The sequence below is a fragment of the Collinsella sp. AM24-1 genome (assembly GCF_003470325.1).
In the GTDB taxonomy this organism is placed as follows: domain Bacteria; phylum Actinomycetota; class Coriobacteriia; order Coriobacteriales; family Coriobacteriaceae; genus Collinsella.
Genome location: NZ_QRHM01000017.1, coordinates 1 through 15,097, shown reverse-complemented (window position 1 = coordinate 15,097; position 15,097 = coordinate 1). Strand labels below are relative to the sequence as shown.

Below are 15,097 nucleotides of genomic sequence, written 5' to 3'. Positions count from 1 at the left end.
GCTACTCCTTCCCTCGGGCGGCGGCCAACGCCTGGGCCAGCGTAAAGTTGCCCTCGTAGAGCGCACGACCGGTAATGGCACCCTCGATGGCATCCTCGCCCACCGCGGCCAGTGCGCGGATATCGTCGAGCGTCGAGATGCCGCCCGAAGCCACGACGGGAAAGCCCGCGACCTCGGCCACATGGCGATACGCCGCCACGTCGATGCCCGTCTGCATGCCATCGCGCGCGATGTCGGTATACACCAGATGCTTAAAGCCCAGCTCGGTGAGCTGCGCCACGGCGTCGTCGAGCGCCACACCCGCGCCGTCGCGCCAACCATTCACCTTAACCTGGCCGTCACGGGCGGCAATGTCTGCCACCAGTAACTCGCCAAAGCCTTGCGCCGCCACCTCGGCAAATCCCGGCTCGGTCACGAGCACCGTGCCTAGCGCGATGCGACGCGCGCCGTAGCCGGCCAGCTCGTCGATGCGCGCGAGCGAACGAACGCCGCCGCCCACGTCCGCGGACAGACCGTCGACGCCGCAGATGGCCTTAATCGCTGCCAAGTTGGCAGCGCACGCGTCCTCGTCCTCGCCAAAGGCAGCGGACAGGTCGACGACGTGCACCCAGCTCGCGCCCTGCTCGGCAAAGGAGCGGGCAACGGCCACGGGGTCGTCAGAATACACCTTACAGCGGCTCCGGTCGCCGCGCTCCAGGCGCACGACCTTGCCGCCGATCAAATCGATTGCGGGAAACAGAATCATCGGCCGGCCCCCTCGACGATGCTCACGAAGTTCTTAAGGATGCGCTGACCCAGCGCAGAGGATTTCTCGGGATGGAACTGGCAGCCCCACACGTTGCCGTGGCGCACGATGCACGGGAAGCTCCGTGTATAGTGCGTGCGCGCCAACACATCGGCGGCATCGACGTCGTCGGCCACCGCGTAGCTGTGAGTGAAATACATGTTGGCGCCCTCGGCAAAACCGGCAAGCAACGGATCGGCCGCACCGGCGGGCGTCATGCGCACCTGGTCCCAGCCCACGTGCGGGACCTTCAGACGGCTCGACTCCAGGTGCGTGCACGAGCCACGCATGATGCCCAGGCCATCGACCCAGGGACCACCGGCCTGCTCGGAGGCATCGTCGTCCGCGTCCGCGTCCTCGTTCGCAGGCACGCCCTCGTTGCCGCGCTCAAAAAACAGCTGAAGGCCCAGGCAGATGCCGAGCAGCGGAGTTCCGGCGGCAACGGCATCGAGCACGGCCACCTCCTCGCCGCTCTGACGCATAAAGGCGATCGCGTCATAGAACGCACCCACGCCCGGGATGACCAGGCCGTCGGCGTTGCGGATCTGCTCCGGATCGTCCGACGTGCAGGCGGCAGCACCGGCGCGCGCAAGCCCGCGCACGACGCTCGACAAGTTGCCCTTGTGGTAGTCGACCACCACGATCTTCGGTTCGCCCACGCGACCCCTCCACCTCTCATCATCCAAAACCACCACAAAGAGGACAGGCATCTTCGTGGTGGTTTTACCCTTGTGACGGTTACAGCGAGCCCTTGGTGCTGGGGATACCCTGCACGCGGGGATCGAGTTCGCAGGCGCGGCGCATCGTGCGGCCCACGGCCTTAAAGGCGGCCTCGATAATGTGGTGCGAATTGCCGCCCGCCAGCTCGCGCACGTGCAGCGTGAGCTTGGCATCGCGCGCAAAGGCATAGAAGAACTCGACGGCCAGCTCGGTATCAAAGCTGCCCACGCGCTCAGTCGGCACGGGCAGCTCGCAATAGGCCTGCCCGCGACCCGAGATATCCACGGCGGCCATCACGAGTGTCTCGTCCATGGCGATCGCCGCGTCGGCAAAGCGCGCAATACCCGCCTTGTCGCCCAGCGCCTGGCAAAACGCCTCGCCCAGCACAATGCCCGTGTCCTCAACGGTGTGGTGCGCGTCGACCTCGACGTCGCCCACCGCATGCACCGTCAGATCGAACAGGCCATGGCGGCCAAAAGCGTTGAGTATGTGGTCGAAAAACGGCACGCCGGTCGAGATATCGCACACGCCAGATCCGTCCAGGTCGAGCTTTACGACAATGTCGGTCTCGCCCGTCTTGCGGGTTACCTCGGCATAGCGGTCCATCTACATCTCCTCCTTCACCAGCGCGGCAAACGCGGCCAGCACCTCGTCGTTTTCCTGCGGCGTACCCACAGTGATGCGCAGACAGTCCGCAAGCCCCGGCGCGTAGCTAAAGTCGCGCACCAAAATCGAATACTCGTCGCGCAGACGCTCGCGCACGCGCGTGGCATGCGGCGTGCGCACGAGCACAAAGTTCGCCGCGCTCGGCCATGCCTCCACGGGCATGCCATCGGCAGCCATTGCGCGCAGGGCGCACAGCTCGCGCTCGCGCTCGGATGCGATCTGCGCCACCACGGGCGTGTAGGCATCACGGGCACGCACGCAGGCAAGTGCTGCCGCCTGGCTCAGCACGTTAACTGAATAGATCTGGCGAATCGCCGCGAACACGTCGACGACCTCGGGTGCCGCAATCACATAGCCCAGACGCGTGCCGGCGGCGCCAAACGCCTTGGACAGCGTATGTAGAATCACCAGGTTGGGATGCTCGGCGATAAGGCCTTGCGCCGTGGTGGCCGCGCCAAACGAATCGTCGGCAAACTCCACGTAGGCCTCGTCAACCATTACCATGCCGGGGCACGCATCGCACAGCGCCGCGACAAAGTCGAGCGGTGCCACGTCACCCGTGGGGTTGTTGGGCGAGGTCACGATTGCCAGGTTACACTCGGGTGCCGCCGCAAGCACGGCGGCCTGGTCGAGCTCAAAGGTCGCGGGGTCGCGCCACACGTCGCGCACCTCGGTCTGGCAGAGCGACGCAAAGAACGCATACTCGCTAAAGCACGGCGGGCAGTTGAGCAGGGTCCGTCCCGCGCCGCCAAACGCCAACAGGTAGTTATAGAGCAGCTCGTCGCCGCCGTTGCCCACGCAGACATTCTCGCGCGCCACACCATGCCAAGCGGCAAGCTCGTCGCGCAGATCGTTGGACATGGGATCGGGATAGCGGTTGAGCGGCGTGGCAGCCAGGGCGGCGTCGACCGCCTCGCGCACGCCAGCCGGCACGGGATAGGTGTTCTCGTTGGCCGAAAGGTTGATGCGCGTGGGCGTAAAGTTGGGATCGTAGGGCTCAATACCGGCCAGGTAAGGCTGGACGAGCTCCTTCATGCGAGGCGTGAGTTCGGCCATATTAGGCCTCCCCGCCGGTTACGCCAGCGCCATCTGCGCCTGCAGCCGCCAGGTCCACGCCCTCGGCAACCGTCGCCACGGCGTCGCCCGGCCAGGCAACCTTGGTCAGGTCGGCCGCGGCGAGCGACTCGGCGCTCACGGCATCCTCGCCCTGCTCCAACACGCGGCGACGCAGTGCGGCCGAAAGCGCGTGCGCCCACAGGCCCTCGGCCTCGGCCAGACGCTGCGTAGCGGGAGCGTCGGAGAGCAGGCCCTCGGGCGTATAGCATATAACGCTCGAGCGCTTAACGAACTCTTCGACCGAAAGCGGGTTGGAGAACATGGCCGTGCCGCCGGTCGGCAACGTGTGGTTGGGACCGGCAACGTAATCGCCGAGCGGCTCGGAGCTCCAAGCGCCCACAAAGATGGCGCCGGCGTTGCGAATGCCGCCGAGCAGGCCCATCGCATCCTTGCAGTGCAGCTCAAGGTGCTCGGGCGCCACGGTGTTCACGGCCTCGACGGCGGCCGCCATGTCGGCGGCCACCACGATGGCGCCTTCGTTATCGAGCGAAGCGCACGTAATCTCGGCACGCGGGGACTGCGCTACCAGAATGTCGATACCCGCCTCGACCTCACGCGCAAACTGCTCGTCGCAGGTCACCAGATAGCAGGCCGCCAGCGGATCGTGCTCGGCCTGAGCCATCAGGTCGGCCGCGACCACCATAGGCTTGGCCGTGGCATCGGCCAGCACGCAGACCTCGGAGGGACCGGCGACCATGTCGATACCCACGTCACCCGAGACAATCTGCTTGGCAGCGGCAACAAAGGCGTTGCCCGGGCCGGTGATTTTGTCGACGCGCGGAATGGTCTCGGTACCGTACGCCAGCGCGGCCACGGCCTGGGCGCCGCCCACCATATAGATTTCGTCCACGCCGCCGAGCTTGGCCGCCGCGAGCGTATACGGGCTAATCAGTCCATCCTTTTGCGGCGGGGTCACCATGACCACGCGCTCAACGCCGGCAACCTTGGCGGGAATGGCGTTCATAAGCACGGTGGAAGGGTACTGCGCGCGACCGCCCGGCACGTAGATGCCGGCCGCAGCAAGCGGGGTCACCTTAACGCCGAGCATCGTGCCGTCCGGGCGCGTGGTAAACCAGCTCTGCTCGACCTCGCGCTGGTGGAACTCGCGAATCTGGCGCGCAGCCTTTTCGAGCGCGGCGACAAAGGCCGGATCGAGGCCTTCGAGCGCGGCATCGATCTGCTCCTGCGGAAGACGGAAGCTCTGCAGCTCAACACCGTCAAAACGCTGGCAGTAATCGCGCACCGCGGCATCGCCGTTGGCACGCACGTTGGCCACGATATCGCGAGCGGCGTCGACGATGTTTTGCGGCAGCACGCCCTTACGGTTGAGCTGGTTGGTAACGAGGCGCTCACCGGGAGCAAGCTTGATGGTCTTCATTTCGGTATCCCCTATCGGTCGAGGTTGTGTTCGAAAAACGAGAGACCGGGCGGCGGCGCCAGTCGGCCCGCCGCCCGGACGTTGGGGCGCCCGTGCGTGCTCGCGCTATTGTGCCGAGCCCGCAACGGGCTCAAAATGCTTGTCCTTCACGGCTGCCGCCAAGCGATCTGCCAGATTGCGTACGCGCGGATCCAGACGTGCGGCACCCGGATTGACAAAGAAGCGGGCCGTGCAGTCCATAATGCGACCAGTAATAACGAGGTCGTTATCGCGCAGCGTGGCGCCCGTGGCGGTAATATCCACGATGCGATCGGTCATGCCGACGATGGGACCCAGCTCAATGTTACCGTGCAGCGAGACGATATCGGCGTTCACACCGCGCTCGGCATACCAGGCGCTCGCGATGCGCGGATACTTGGTGGCCACGCGAAGCGACCCGCGGCGGGCATAGTTGCGCTCGGCCTGGCCGGCGCGCCACGCGGGCTCCGCCTCAATGAAAGTGCACAGGCCGTAGCCCAGATCGACCAGCTGCAGCAGGTTGAGGTCGGCCTCGATAAGCGAGTCCCAACCGCAGATGCCGCAATCGGCACCGCCGCAGCCCACAAAGGCGGGCGCATCGCTGGGGCGCACGATGACAAACTCGATATCTCCGACCGCGCCCTCACCGGCACGCGTGTCACGGCCGCGCACGATTAGGTGACGGCCCGGATCGCGCAACTCAGAGACGTCCAGGCCCGCGGCTTCGAGCACGTCGAGCGTATCGGCCTTGAGCGAGCCCTTGGGCACGGCGATGCGCAGCGGGCCCTCGGCGCCACGGCCCGCGGCGTGATCGCCATCGGAAGCAGCGTCCTCGGCCGAGGTGTGCGCAGCCTCCAGACGCTCGAGCGAAAAGGCGAAACCCGCCGCCGGTACCTCGATGCCGTCGCCAAATGCGCCGGTAAAGATGGAGTCGTAGCGTCCACCCGAACCGACCGGATCGGGCAAGCCACCGGCATAGGCCTTAAAGACCAGACCCGTGTAGTAATCGAACGAGTTCATGATGGAGAAGTCGAACGACAGCACCTGGGCGTCCTCGGGAGCCAGGCCCTCGACCAGGGCGCGCAGCTCGCGCGTGAGCGGCGCGACAATGCCCGCCGCCGCCAGAAGCACATCGACGCGGTCGAGTACCTCGGCGCCGCCGTGCAAGCGCGGCAGCTCGCTAATGGCAACCTTGACGGCATCGGACTCGGCGCTTGCCGCCACGCGGGCATCGAGGCCCACAAAGTCGTTGGCGTGCACGCAGCGCAGGGCCTCGGCAGCCAGCTCGCGATCCTCGCACGCCGCGAGCAGCTCCTTAAACGGACGCACGCTACCTGCGATAATGCGCGCATCGGGCAGTGCCAGCTTGCGCACGGCCTCGGCCACGAGCGAGACGATCTCGACATCGCCCGCGGTATCGCCCGCACCGATAAGCTCAAAGCCCAACTGTGTAAACTGGCGCGAACCACCGGCATTTCGCTGACACTCACGAACCACCGGCGCCTCGTAGCGAAGGCGCAGGGGCAGGTCGGCAGCGCGCATGCGGGTCGAAACCAGGCGTACGATCGGCAGCGTGTTGTCGGGACGGACCACCAACAAGCGGCCGTCGTCGTCAAAAAGCTTGAACGGAGTATCCGCGATGCGGCCGCCTTCCTCGAGCGAACCCTTGTCCTCGAGTAGCGGCGTCTCGACCGGAAGGTAATGATGCTCCCTGAAGCAGCCCTTCACCGTCAGCGCAATCTCCTCGCGCGCCTGAGCCTCCTCGGGCAATATGTCCCGGAATCCCCACGGTGTGGCCGTCATCTGATGAGCCTCCTCATGCTGTGTTTCATATAGAACAGAAGACCGGCATAGCTCCGCCGGTTTTCTGGGTACTTTAGCATACTAGAGTGTTTGCGGGGAGAATCGTCGCTTGCAGCTCATAGCGTATTCATTTGGAAACATAGGGGAAAGCGCGTCCCGCCCGCCAGCCAAAAACTGGGATGCGGTTTCCGGTTGAGGTCCTCAGCGGAAAGTGTGTCCCATTCTGAGCGCCTGTTCTGGGACGTGCTTTCCGCCAGAAGCCTCAAGCGGAAAGCACGTCCCGTTTCTCAAAAAGCGTCAAACGCCAACTCGGCGCCCTGTCCCACCTAGGCGCCAATCGCACGACGATACTCTGCCATTACCTGCGCATCGGCGGCTGCGGGGTCGGCAAAATAGCGCCCGTCATAGGTCTCGGCCGAAACAACTCCGCGATAGCCGCGCGCCACCAGCCTATCCAGGTCAGCGCGCATATCGCGGTCGCCGTCACCCCAGGCAAGATGCGTCGTGCCATCTGCCGCAACATCGACAAAATGCACGTGGGCGACATCATCGCCAAGCAGATCGAAGTAATCGTCGATGGTATCCCCCGCCACCGCCATGGCGCCCATATCCAGACACGCCTTAAGTGCCGGATGATCAACTGCCTCGATCATGCGCTTCGTATCGGCCGCCGAGTTCACGATCATCGACTCAACCGGCTGTAGGGCTTCGAGCACCAGTCGCACGCCGCGTTCTCCCGCATGCTCGGCAATCGCACGCAGCATCGAGGCGCTGCGACCCCACGCGTCCTCGATCGGCTCGTTCAAAAATGCCCAGCCGCTCGAGACCATGACCTGCTCGGCTCCAAGTTCCGCCGCGATATCCATAACGTTCTTAAAGTACGCGAGCGTGCGGGCACGCGCCTCATTCCCACGCGCCGCGATATTCCACGGCTTGGGGTTGTTCTGTTCGGGACAAAGTCCCACAATCCGAACTCCATACCGCTGCGACAGCTCCCGCACCTGCTCGAGCGAATCGTATCCATGGCAATCGACATACAGATGCATCGCCCCGGTCCAAAGCTCGCAACACGTGTAGCCCGAGGCCGCTGCCGAGGAAAAGAATTCCTCAAGGTCAAAATAGCGATGGCTGATATTCATAACGGCAAGCTGTGGATACTCCATCTTGTCCACCTTTCGGCAAAAGGGCGCCGCAGCACAGTGTGCGCGACGCCCCCCTCTTACATTGTTTTAATTATGACGGATGCCCTACTGAACACCAAGCACTCCAAAGAACGCGCCGGCGATACTCACGAGTAGGATCACGAGCATGATGAGCAGCGGATTCATCTTCTTCTTGAGCATGAGATAGACGATTCCAAACAGCCCCATCGTGACAAAGCCCGGGAAGATTCCGTTGAGCAGCTCGGCGAGCGTCTGAGCGCCATCGCCCGCGCCGACCATGAGCGGAATGTCCACGGTGACCATCTCCATGGTCATAGCACCGATCACCATGGCGCCCATGATAGAGGCCATCTTGACGATCGTGTCCATAATGCCCGATTCCTGGACCTTGCTGATCATGTCCGAGCCAAAGCGATATCCCACAAACGTCAGCAGGTAACGGATGATGTAGTGAGGGACGTTGAACACGAGCAGGAACAAAATCGGGCCAAGAATAGAGCCCTGCAGCGCCAGCGACGTGCCGACACCCGTTGCCAAAATTCGCAGCGTGCCCCAGTAGAAGGCATCGCCCACGCCGGACAGCGGTCCCATCAAAGCAAGCTTGACATTAGAGATCGCGCTCGTGTCAAAGCTATCGTCAGTAGCGTTGACCTCTTCCATTGCGGCAGCAATGGACATGGGGAGCGTCGAGATGTACGGCGTGACGTTATAGAGCTCCATATGGCGCTTGAGTGCGGCCTTAAAGTCTGCATCCTGCGGATACAGCTTGCGCAGGATCGGCATAAGGGCCCACATAAAGCCGATATGGCCCATACGCTCGTAGTTCCAGGAGTGCTCATAGGGAATCGAGCGCCAGAACAGCTTCTTAAGATCTGCGCGGGTAATCAACCCGTCGTAGGAAGACTCAAACTTAAAACTCATCGAACCCACTCCCAATCGCAGGATCCTCGGTTGCCACTGCGGGCTGCTCCGCCTTTTTCTTCTCGCCCAAAACCGTCATCGCGACGACGATGATCGCGGCAAAGATCGCCACGCCCGTCGTGCTAATGCCAAAGTAGGCGACGAGGAAGAAGCCGGCGAAGAAGAACGGAGCCACCGTTTTGTTCATAATCATCTGCGCCAGCATCGCAAAGCCGAGTGCGGGCAAGAAGGCGGCGGCGACATCCATGCCGGTCTGTACGAAATCGGGGATGATGTTGAGCAGGCTGGCGACGGCATCGGCGCCAAAGAAGAATGCCAGGGGAATGATCAGCAGACCGCACCAGCTCTGCGCATAACCCGCGATAAGCATGTTGCGCGTGATGGCCTTGGTGTCCCCGTCCTCGACGTTTTTGTCGATACGGTGCACCAGCAGCAGCATGACCGGCTGGCCCAGGGCCGTATCGAGCGCCAGGACGATCGTTGCGATGGGGATACCCAGGGTCAGGGCCGCCGAAGCGTCCGCACCGGCCTGCATGGCAAGCGATACGCCCAGGATAGTGCCGGAAATCGTATCGGGCGGGTTATACGCACCGACCGAGATGGCGCCGACCATGGCAAGCTCCATCGTGGCGCCCATGATCGTGCCGGTCACCATGTCGCCCATGACAAGGCCAACCAGAGGTCCGAGCACGATCGGGCGCTGGAGGTAGCTCGTGCCCGTCAGCCACTCGGAATAACCCAAAAGGGCAATAAGGAAAATCAGGATTGTCTTGATAACCATGATGGCCCCTAACCGATGACCTTCGCGGCGTCAGTCTTCGCATCTGCCGGAATCATCTGAATGAACAGCTCGTAGCCCTCGCCGAGCAGCTCTTTGACGTATGCCTCGTTTTCGGGCGTGAGAAATACGCTGGTCGAGACCTGGCGGGCATCCTCGCTAAAGGCAACATTGCCGAGGTTGATCTTCTTGACGCCCATCGCCTTGGCGACGGCACCGGCCTGCTGGATCGTCTCGCAAACCACGAAGAGCTTGTACTTATCGGTCACACCGCTCTGGAGCGCCTTGACGGCATCCTCGGTGTTTTTGACGACGACCTTGCAGCCCTCCGGCTTTGCAAGGGACAGGGCCTGCAGGCGAAGCTTGTCATTGAGGACCGTGTCGCTCACCAACAGGATGCAGTCGGCACCCAGAGCCGAGGTCCAACTAACGGCAACCTGGCCGTGAAGCAGTCGATAGTCCACGCGAATCATCTGAATCATGATGTGCTCCTAACGATTAAAACTCATCGAGTTCGGCCTGCCCCAGCAGGTCGTTGACGTACTTGACCTTGGTGTCGTCCGCCTCGACGATCTGGCGAATGGCCTCATCGATCGGGGTGGATTCGGGCACGAACAGCAGCTGAATAAGGAGCGGCAGGTTCATATTGGTCACCAGATGCGTGTTGGGACGCGTCTGGACGATCTTGGTGAACTCGTTGTTGACGCTGCCGCCAAAGAGGTCAGTGCACACGACAACTTCGTCGTCCGCAGCGAACCCGTCAAGAACCGCCACAGCCTCCTTGACCAGGTCCTCGTTTCCGTCGACATACATAGACAGCGCATGGACGTTTTCGCGCTCGCCGGAGAGCAGCCCAATGCTCTCGACGATTCCGGACGCAAAATGAGCATGGGACGCCACGATAAACTGCCTCATTCGATTCCCCTTTCTTGCGAATTTCGGCATAAAAATGCCCGGACGCATGCGCCCGGGCAGGGTGCTTCTTGATCAGTAGCTTATTTGTCACCGATTAGTAGTCGAACTGGTGATAGTAACGACGGTAGTTGAGGTTGTGCTTGGTGACCGTCTCGTAGTAAGCGGCAAGGCGATCGGTGATCAGCGAGGAGAGGATCCACGGAGACACGATGACGCGGAACTCGTCGTCAAGGCCGGGGATCGCGAACTCGGCGGTGTCGATGACGTTGATGTCGGTGTCGCCGGTCACGCCGCGGGTCAGGAAGGCGCGGACGCGCTCGTCGAGCTTGCGGTTCTCGTCCTCGCCCATGAACAGGAAGACCGGGACGCCGGGCTCCACGAGCTCGAGGGTGCCGTGGAAGAAGTCGGCCGAGGTGATGTAGCGGGTGCGCTTCCACTGCATCTCCTCGAGGATGCACATCGAGAACAGGATGGTCTCGCCCCACAGGGCGCCGGAGCCGATGAACATGGTGTAGGGGGCCAGGGCGTACTTCTTGGCGAGCTCCTCGGCGCGCGGCTCGAAGCTCTTGCGGATGTCGACCAGGTGGGTCCAAACATCCTTGGTCTGCTCAATAAACTTGTCGAACTGCGGGAAGCAGCCGCGGCGGTTGAGCAGGCGCAGGCCGAAGCAGTCGGCGAGGTAGTAGCCCTTCTCGCAGCCGCCCGAACCATGGTCAGAAGCCATGGCGACGCAGTTCTCGGCGCCGACAGCCTGGCCGATGGGGCCCTCGGGCTTGGTCATGGCGTAGACGCGCACGCCCATGCCCTTCATCTTCTTGACGGCCTCGAGGACCTCGGGGGTGGTGCCGGACTCGGAGGCGGTGAGCACGACGGACTTCTCGGTCATGCGCTTGTGGCCGGAGACGTTCCACTCGGCGGCGTGGATCAGGTAGACCTCGAGGTCGCGGTCGCCGAACTTGTTCATGAGGTACTCGAGCTGCATGAGCTCGTCCCAGGTGCCGCCGACGCCCATCAGGAACACGGCGTCGTAGCCCTCGTCGGCGACCTTGTCGGCGAGCGCGGTCATCTTCTTGCCGGTCTCGTAGAGCGCCTTGCCGTCCTCGAGATAGCCCTCCTGGTCGAAATGCATGATCTCGATCTTCTCGGTTTCCTTCATTTGTCTCTCCTTTCTGGGGTTGTTTCCACATCCCCCATGCCAACGGGCATCAAAACCCGCTTACATTCCGTAACACTCAGCCGCTTTGGCCTTAAGCGCATTGACTGACTCTTCGTAGCCCTCTGCCTTGACCTCCATTTGCTTGGAGACGGCATCGAGATACGGGTGCACGTTCCATGACTTCAGACGCTCGGCGATCATGGCCGCAATCGTCTGGAAGAACACAAGATTGGGAATTGCGCTGAGCAGCGGAGCCACCTGAGGCACCGCAACCTCGTGAGCCCTACCCTTGGGATGGGCCGTGAGCAGCACCGTTTTTGCCGTAACGTTCGATAGCGCATCGGCGATATTCGCAAGACGCTCCGACCCCTGCGGATCGTCGACGATAAACACCAGATAGCCCGGAACGATCTGCATCTCGGGACCGTGGACGAACTCCTCGCCTTCGTGATGCATGGCAGGAATCTTGATGGTCTCGCTCAGCTTGAGCGCTGCCTCCTCGGCAACACCATAGTTGGGGCCGTTGCCGACGACCATGGCGGGCATGTGCTCAGAAAGCTCGAGCATGTGATCTTGGACATATGCCTCGGCGGTCTTGCACATCACGGCATTAGCCTGGATAGCCTCGCGCAGGTCATCAAGACGCTGAGCAACGCCCTTGGCGTCAATCGTTCCGCGCGCCTGACCGCCGTAAATACCAAAGAGCACCAGGTACTCAACGAGAACCTCGACGCCCAGAGTCACAAAGTCCACCGACTCGACGCCCACACCGTAGTCAAGAACGATGTCAGCGTGTTCCTTGATGGGTGCCTCGACGTTTGCCGTGAGCGCAACTGCAGCCATATCGTGTGCGCGCATGTAATCGAGCGCCGCAATCGTATTGGTTGAATAGCCGCTCTGCGAGACGGCAATGTTAAGCGCATGCTGTGGATAGGTGTGTTCAAAATCGACGAAGGCCTCGGGCGTCACAACGGACACCTGCATCTGCAGCGCATCTTGCAGGTAATCGCGGGCGCAATCCGCAGCATGGCGCGACGAACCCGAAGCAACGATGCGCAGCGCGTCAAAAGAACCGGACTGGAAAATATCAACGAGCTGCGCTACCAGCTCAGACGAACGCTCGAGGTTCTCTCCCATACGCACATGGGCAAGCTGAACGTAATCGAGCATCTTCATCGTCTCACCTCGTAACAAATCATTAGTATTTGATACCAATCACAGTTACAGGTTACGGCTTTTTGATACCTCTTTGTCGATTAATTTATCCCCTTCGGCGAACGGTCGATTTTGAGCCATGTAAGGTTGTATATACAGCTGACCCAACGATCAAAACTGGTTAGTTTCCCAGCCGTTATTCACAAAATACCAGCTAGTACGTATAGGTGTAGCCGCCCGTATCGCCACGATTGAAGGACTTTACATACTCGATAGCCTGACCGCTCGCGTCATAGCTCACGCATTCCAAAAGCAAAACAAGATCGCCCTGTTCCAGTCCAAGGAGGCCGGCATCTCGTGCGCCCAGCGCTTCGATATCGAGCTTTTCCTGTGCCATGACTGGCTTTCGGCCCAGCATCTCATAGGTCTCGTACAAACTGAAGACCGACACGTCAATATCTTCGATGGTTGGGAACAGCAGGCAGGGAATCAGCGCCGTCTCAATCGATACGGGGCTACCGTTTATGCAGTTCAGGCGTCGAACGGAATAGAGCAGGTCGTCCTCGGCGATGCCAAACAGGTCGGCGTAATATGGCCCCGCATAACGCTTGGAACGCGCGAGAATACGGACGGACGGCTCGCCGCCCGAAGCACGGACCGATTCACGGAAACCGACCGTGCGTTCAAAAAAAGCAGGTACTTTCTGCGCCACAAAGGCACCTTTTCCCCGAACACGGCGAATCTGCCCGCGCCGAACCAGCTCATCGACAGCGCTTCGGATGGTCAAGCGTGTCGTACCAAATTCCTCGGCGAGGTCTTTTTCGGACGGAATCATGGAACCCGTGGGATATGCACCGCGCTCGATACGTTCCTCGATGCAGCGTCGAATGCGCATATAAACCGGGGTGGCATCTACTGTTTCAGCCATTGTTCACCTGCCACGCTCCTCATGCCGTTCTCTTCGCCGTTATCGGCAAAGCGGAACTTTGTGGGCAAAATCACCGATTTGCAATGCTCCACAAAACGCATGTCCTTATCAAATTCGATCGAGCTCTCATAGAACACCGGCGTTCCCTCTTCTTGCTGGAGCAGCTCGGCCTCTTCGACGTTCAAACGCGAGATGGAGATATGCTCACGTCCATGCTCAACGCGCACGCCACCTTCTTTGAGCAAGACATCGTAAAGGCTCTCACACTCAAAATCGTGCTCGGGAAGCGATGGGCACAGGGACAGGTTAACGTGAGCGGTCTCGATTGACGCCGGCTCGCCCTCAATAAGTCGAACGCGCTGCATGCGGAGCAAGGGAGCGCCTACAGCCACCCCAAGCTTGTCGGCAAGCGCCTCATCCGCCTCGATGGTCCCGGTGGAAACCAGACGAGAAGAGGGGTGCAGGCCGGCAGTCCGCACAGCATCGGAAAAGTTATACGTTTCCTGGAAGATGTTCAGCGGCTTGGGAGGACACACATACGTGCCCGATCCGCGACGGCTCTCGAGCGTTCCACACGAGATAAGCCGCGTGATACCGGCACGCAACGCCGTACGCGAAACGCCAATCTCTTCGCACAGCACGCGCTCGGCCGGCAGGCGATCGCCGCCGGCAAGCTGATGGTGCTGGATATACCAAAGAATTCCCTCAACAGCATGATCTTTGGGGGGAATTGCATAAGATTCGCCTGCCATTGCACAGACTCCTCATTCAGAAACGTATGCCGCCAAAATTAGGCCAGCCCTCCCATGGCATCAAATTCTGCCTTGATCTTCTCGGCGACATTCCGATACGACTTATATAGACTTGAATCGCGTTTGACTTCGTCGGTCATAACGGGAATCTCTAATTTGGAAACCTCGTCTTTTCCCGTCTGAACCGCCACAACAACGCCCATACCAAGACACATATTACGCTTGGCAGCGTTTATTTTCGCCGCCTTGGCAGGATTTGCCAGGATACGCTGGGCAAATTCCTGTTTAGAGACCGCTTCTTCGGCCTCCGGATCGCCCGCCTCGGCCACTTCGCACTGCAACACGTCCGCATAGTCAAAAATCTTCGGCTCGCCGCCGCGCTGATGCACGGCCCACTTGCGGCGCGTGGCGTCCTGGTAGATAGCCGGCAAAAATGTAAACCGCGGCGGGTCCAAAATCGTATCCGTGATGGTAAACACATCGGGATCAAAGGCATCCTGCGGGTTTTTCTTCTTGAACAGCCCCATATCAGCCTCTCTTACTAACATTTAACAACTCAAGCTGAATATAGCACCAATTTCAAGCCGCCACCTCACCCTATCGGTACGCGGCGTCTATGGCTCGCCCAGCGGGGTAATACGGGCGAGGGCCGGGGAGGCATACTTTGTTTTGAGAAGTGGGCTTCGCGAACTTCTCAAAACAAAGTATGCCTCTCCGGCCCCGGCAATGTAATCTTGGCTGACCCTAGTTGGATGCACGATCCACAAGGCAGCAACAGCCAAGTCCCCATTACATTAAAAAATAGGCTCTGTTAGACCAGGATTGACATTCCGCCCCGTCATCT

The 15,097-nt window shown here is 61.0% G+C and carries 16 protein-coding genes; all 16 read right to left on the bottom strand.

Annotated features, from left to right (window positions below; translation table 11 throughout):
- Window position 1: 1 nt before the first annotated feature.
- The 16 genes from DW661_RS07250 to DW661_RS07175 all read right to left on the bottom strand — a co-directional run bounded on the left by DW661_RS07250 (window position 2) and on the right by DW661_RS07175 (window position 14,780).
- Window positions 2–745 carry a HisA/HisF-related TIM barrel protein gene (locus tag DW661_RS07250; protein WP_117648476.1) on the bottom strand — a complete coding sequence of 248 codons (744 nt, stop codon included), beginning with the start codon at window positions 743–745 and terminating at the stop codon, window positions 2–4.
- Complete coding sequence (locus tag DW661_RS07245) at window positions 742–1,443, bottom strand: imidazole glycerol phosphate synthase subunit HisH (protein WP_118334194.1); 702 nt, start codon at window positions 1,441–1,443, stop codon at window positions 742–744. Before DW661_RS07245 ends, DW661_RS07250 begins: the two co-directional genes overlap by 4 nt.
- Before the next feature lie 79 nt (window positions 1,444–1,522).
- The gene (gene hisB, locus DW661_RS07240) at window positions 1,523–2,110 is read right to left on the bottom strand and encodes an imidazoleglycerol-phosphate dehydratase HisB (RefSeq protein WP_118935207.1); all 588 of its coding nucleotides are present in this window, start codon (window positions 2,108–2,110) and stop codon (window positions 1,523–1,525) included.
- Window positions 2,111–3,226, bottom strand: coding sequence for a histidinol-phosphate transaminase (gene hisC, locus DW661_RS07235; RefSeq protein WP_117799854.1), 1,116 nt, complete (start codon window positions 3,224–3,226; stop codon window positions 2,111–2,113). It abuts the gene before it with no gap.
- Window position 3,227: 1 nt separating this feature from the next.
- Window positions 3,228–4,664 (bottom strand): histidinol dehydrogenase, encoded by a 1,437-nt coding sequence (hisD, locus tag DW661_RS07230; protein ID WP_117648472.1) that lies wholly within the window; start codon window positions 4,662–4,664, stop codon window positions 3,228–3,230.
- Window positions 4,665–4,769: 105 nt separating this feature from the next.
- Window positions 4,770–6,485, bottom strand: a complete 1,716-nt coding sequence (hisG, locus tag DW661_RS07225) for an ATP phosphoribosyltransferase (RefSeq protein WP_118935205.1) — start codon at window positions 6,483–6,485, stop codon at window positions 4,770–4,772.
- A gap of 326 nt (window positions 6,486–6,811) precedes the next feature.
- Window positions 6,812–7,648 carry a sugar phosphate isomerase/epimerase gene (locus DW661_RS07220; protein WP_118935203.1) on the bottom strand — a complete coding sequence of 279 codons (837 nt, stop codon included), beginning with the start codon at window positions 7,646–7,648 and terminating at the stop codon, window positions 6,812–6,814.
- Window positions 7,649–7,732: 84 nt separating this feature from the next.
- Window positions 7,733–8,569, bottom strand: a complete 837-nt coding sequence (locus DW661_RS07215; protein WP_118935200.1) for a PTS system mannose/fructose/sorbose family transporter subunit IID — start codon at window positions 8,567–8,569, stop codon at window positions 7,733–7,735.
- Window positions 8,559–9,350 (bottom strand): PTS sugar transporter subunit IIC, encoded by a 792-nt coding sequence (locus DW661_RS07210; protein WP_117640903.1) that lies wholly within the window; start codon window positions 9,348–9,350, stop codon window positions 8,559–8,561. The genes DW661_RS07215 and DW661_RS07210 overlap by 11 nt, the downstream gene beginning before the upstream one ends.
- A gap of 8 nt (window positions 9,351–9,358) precedes the next feature.
- A complete protein-coding gene (locus tag DW661_RS07205; protein ID WP_099432278.1) occupies window positions 9,359–9,829 on the bottom strand; it encodes a PTS sugar transporter subunit IIB in 471 nt (156 codons plus the stop codon).
- A 16-nt stretch (window positions 9,830–9,845) separates the two neighbouring features.
- Window positions 9,846–10,262 (bottom strand): PTS sugar transporter subunit IIA, encoded by a 417-nt coding sequence (locus DW661_RS07200; RefSeq protein ID WP_117640902.1) that lies wholly within the window; start codon window positions 10,260–10,262, stop codon window positions 9,846–9,848.
- A 94-nt stretch (window positions 10,263–10,356) separates the two neighbouring features.
- Window positions 10,357–11,418: an SIS domain-containing protein gene (locus DW661_RS07195; protein WP_118935198.1), complete on the bottom strand. Its 1,062-nt coding sequence runs from the start codon at window positions 11,416–11,418 to the stop codon at window positions 10,357–10,359.
- A gap of 60 nt (window positions 11,419–11,478) precedes the next feature.
- A complete protein-coding gene (locus DW661_RS07190; RefSeq protein WP_117655976.1) occupies window positions 11,479–12,594 on the bottom strand; it encodes an SIS domain-containing protein in 1,116 nt (371 codons plus the stop codon).
- A 193-nt stretch (window positions 12,595–12,787) separates the two neighbouring features.
- Window positions 12,788–13,501, bottom strand: a complete 714-nt coding sequence (locus DW661_RS07185) for a GntR family transcriptional regulator (protein WP_035137743.1) — start codon at window positions 13,499–13,501, stop codon at window positions 12,788–12,790.
- A complete protein-coding gene (locus tag DW661_RS07180) occupies window positions 13,486–14,253 on the bottom strand; it encodes a GntR family transcriptional regulator (RefSeq protein WP_035137744.1) in 768 nt (255 codons plus the stop codon). The genes DW661_RS07185 and DW661_RS07180 overlap by 16 nt, the downstream gene beginning before the upstream one ends.
- A 38-nt stretch (window positions 14,254–14,291) precedes the next feature.
- On the bottom strand, window positions 14,292–14,780 hold the full coding sequence (locus tag DW661_RS07175; RefSeq protein ID WP_035137745.1) for a hypothetical protein: 489 nt from the start codon (window positions 14,778–14,780) through the stop codon (window positions 14,292–14,294).
- Between the last annotated feature and the right edge of the window lie 317 nt (window positions 14,781–15,097).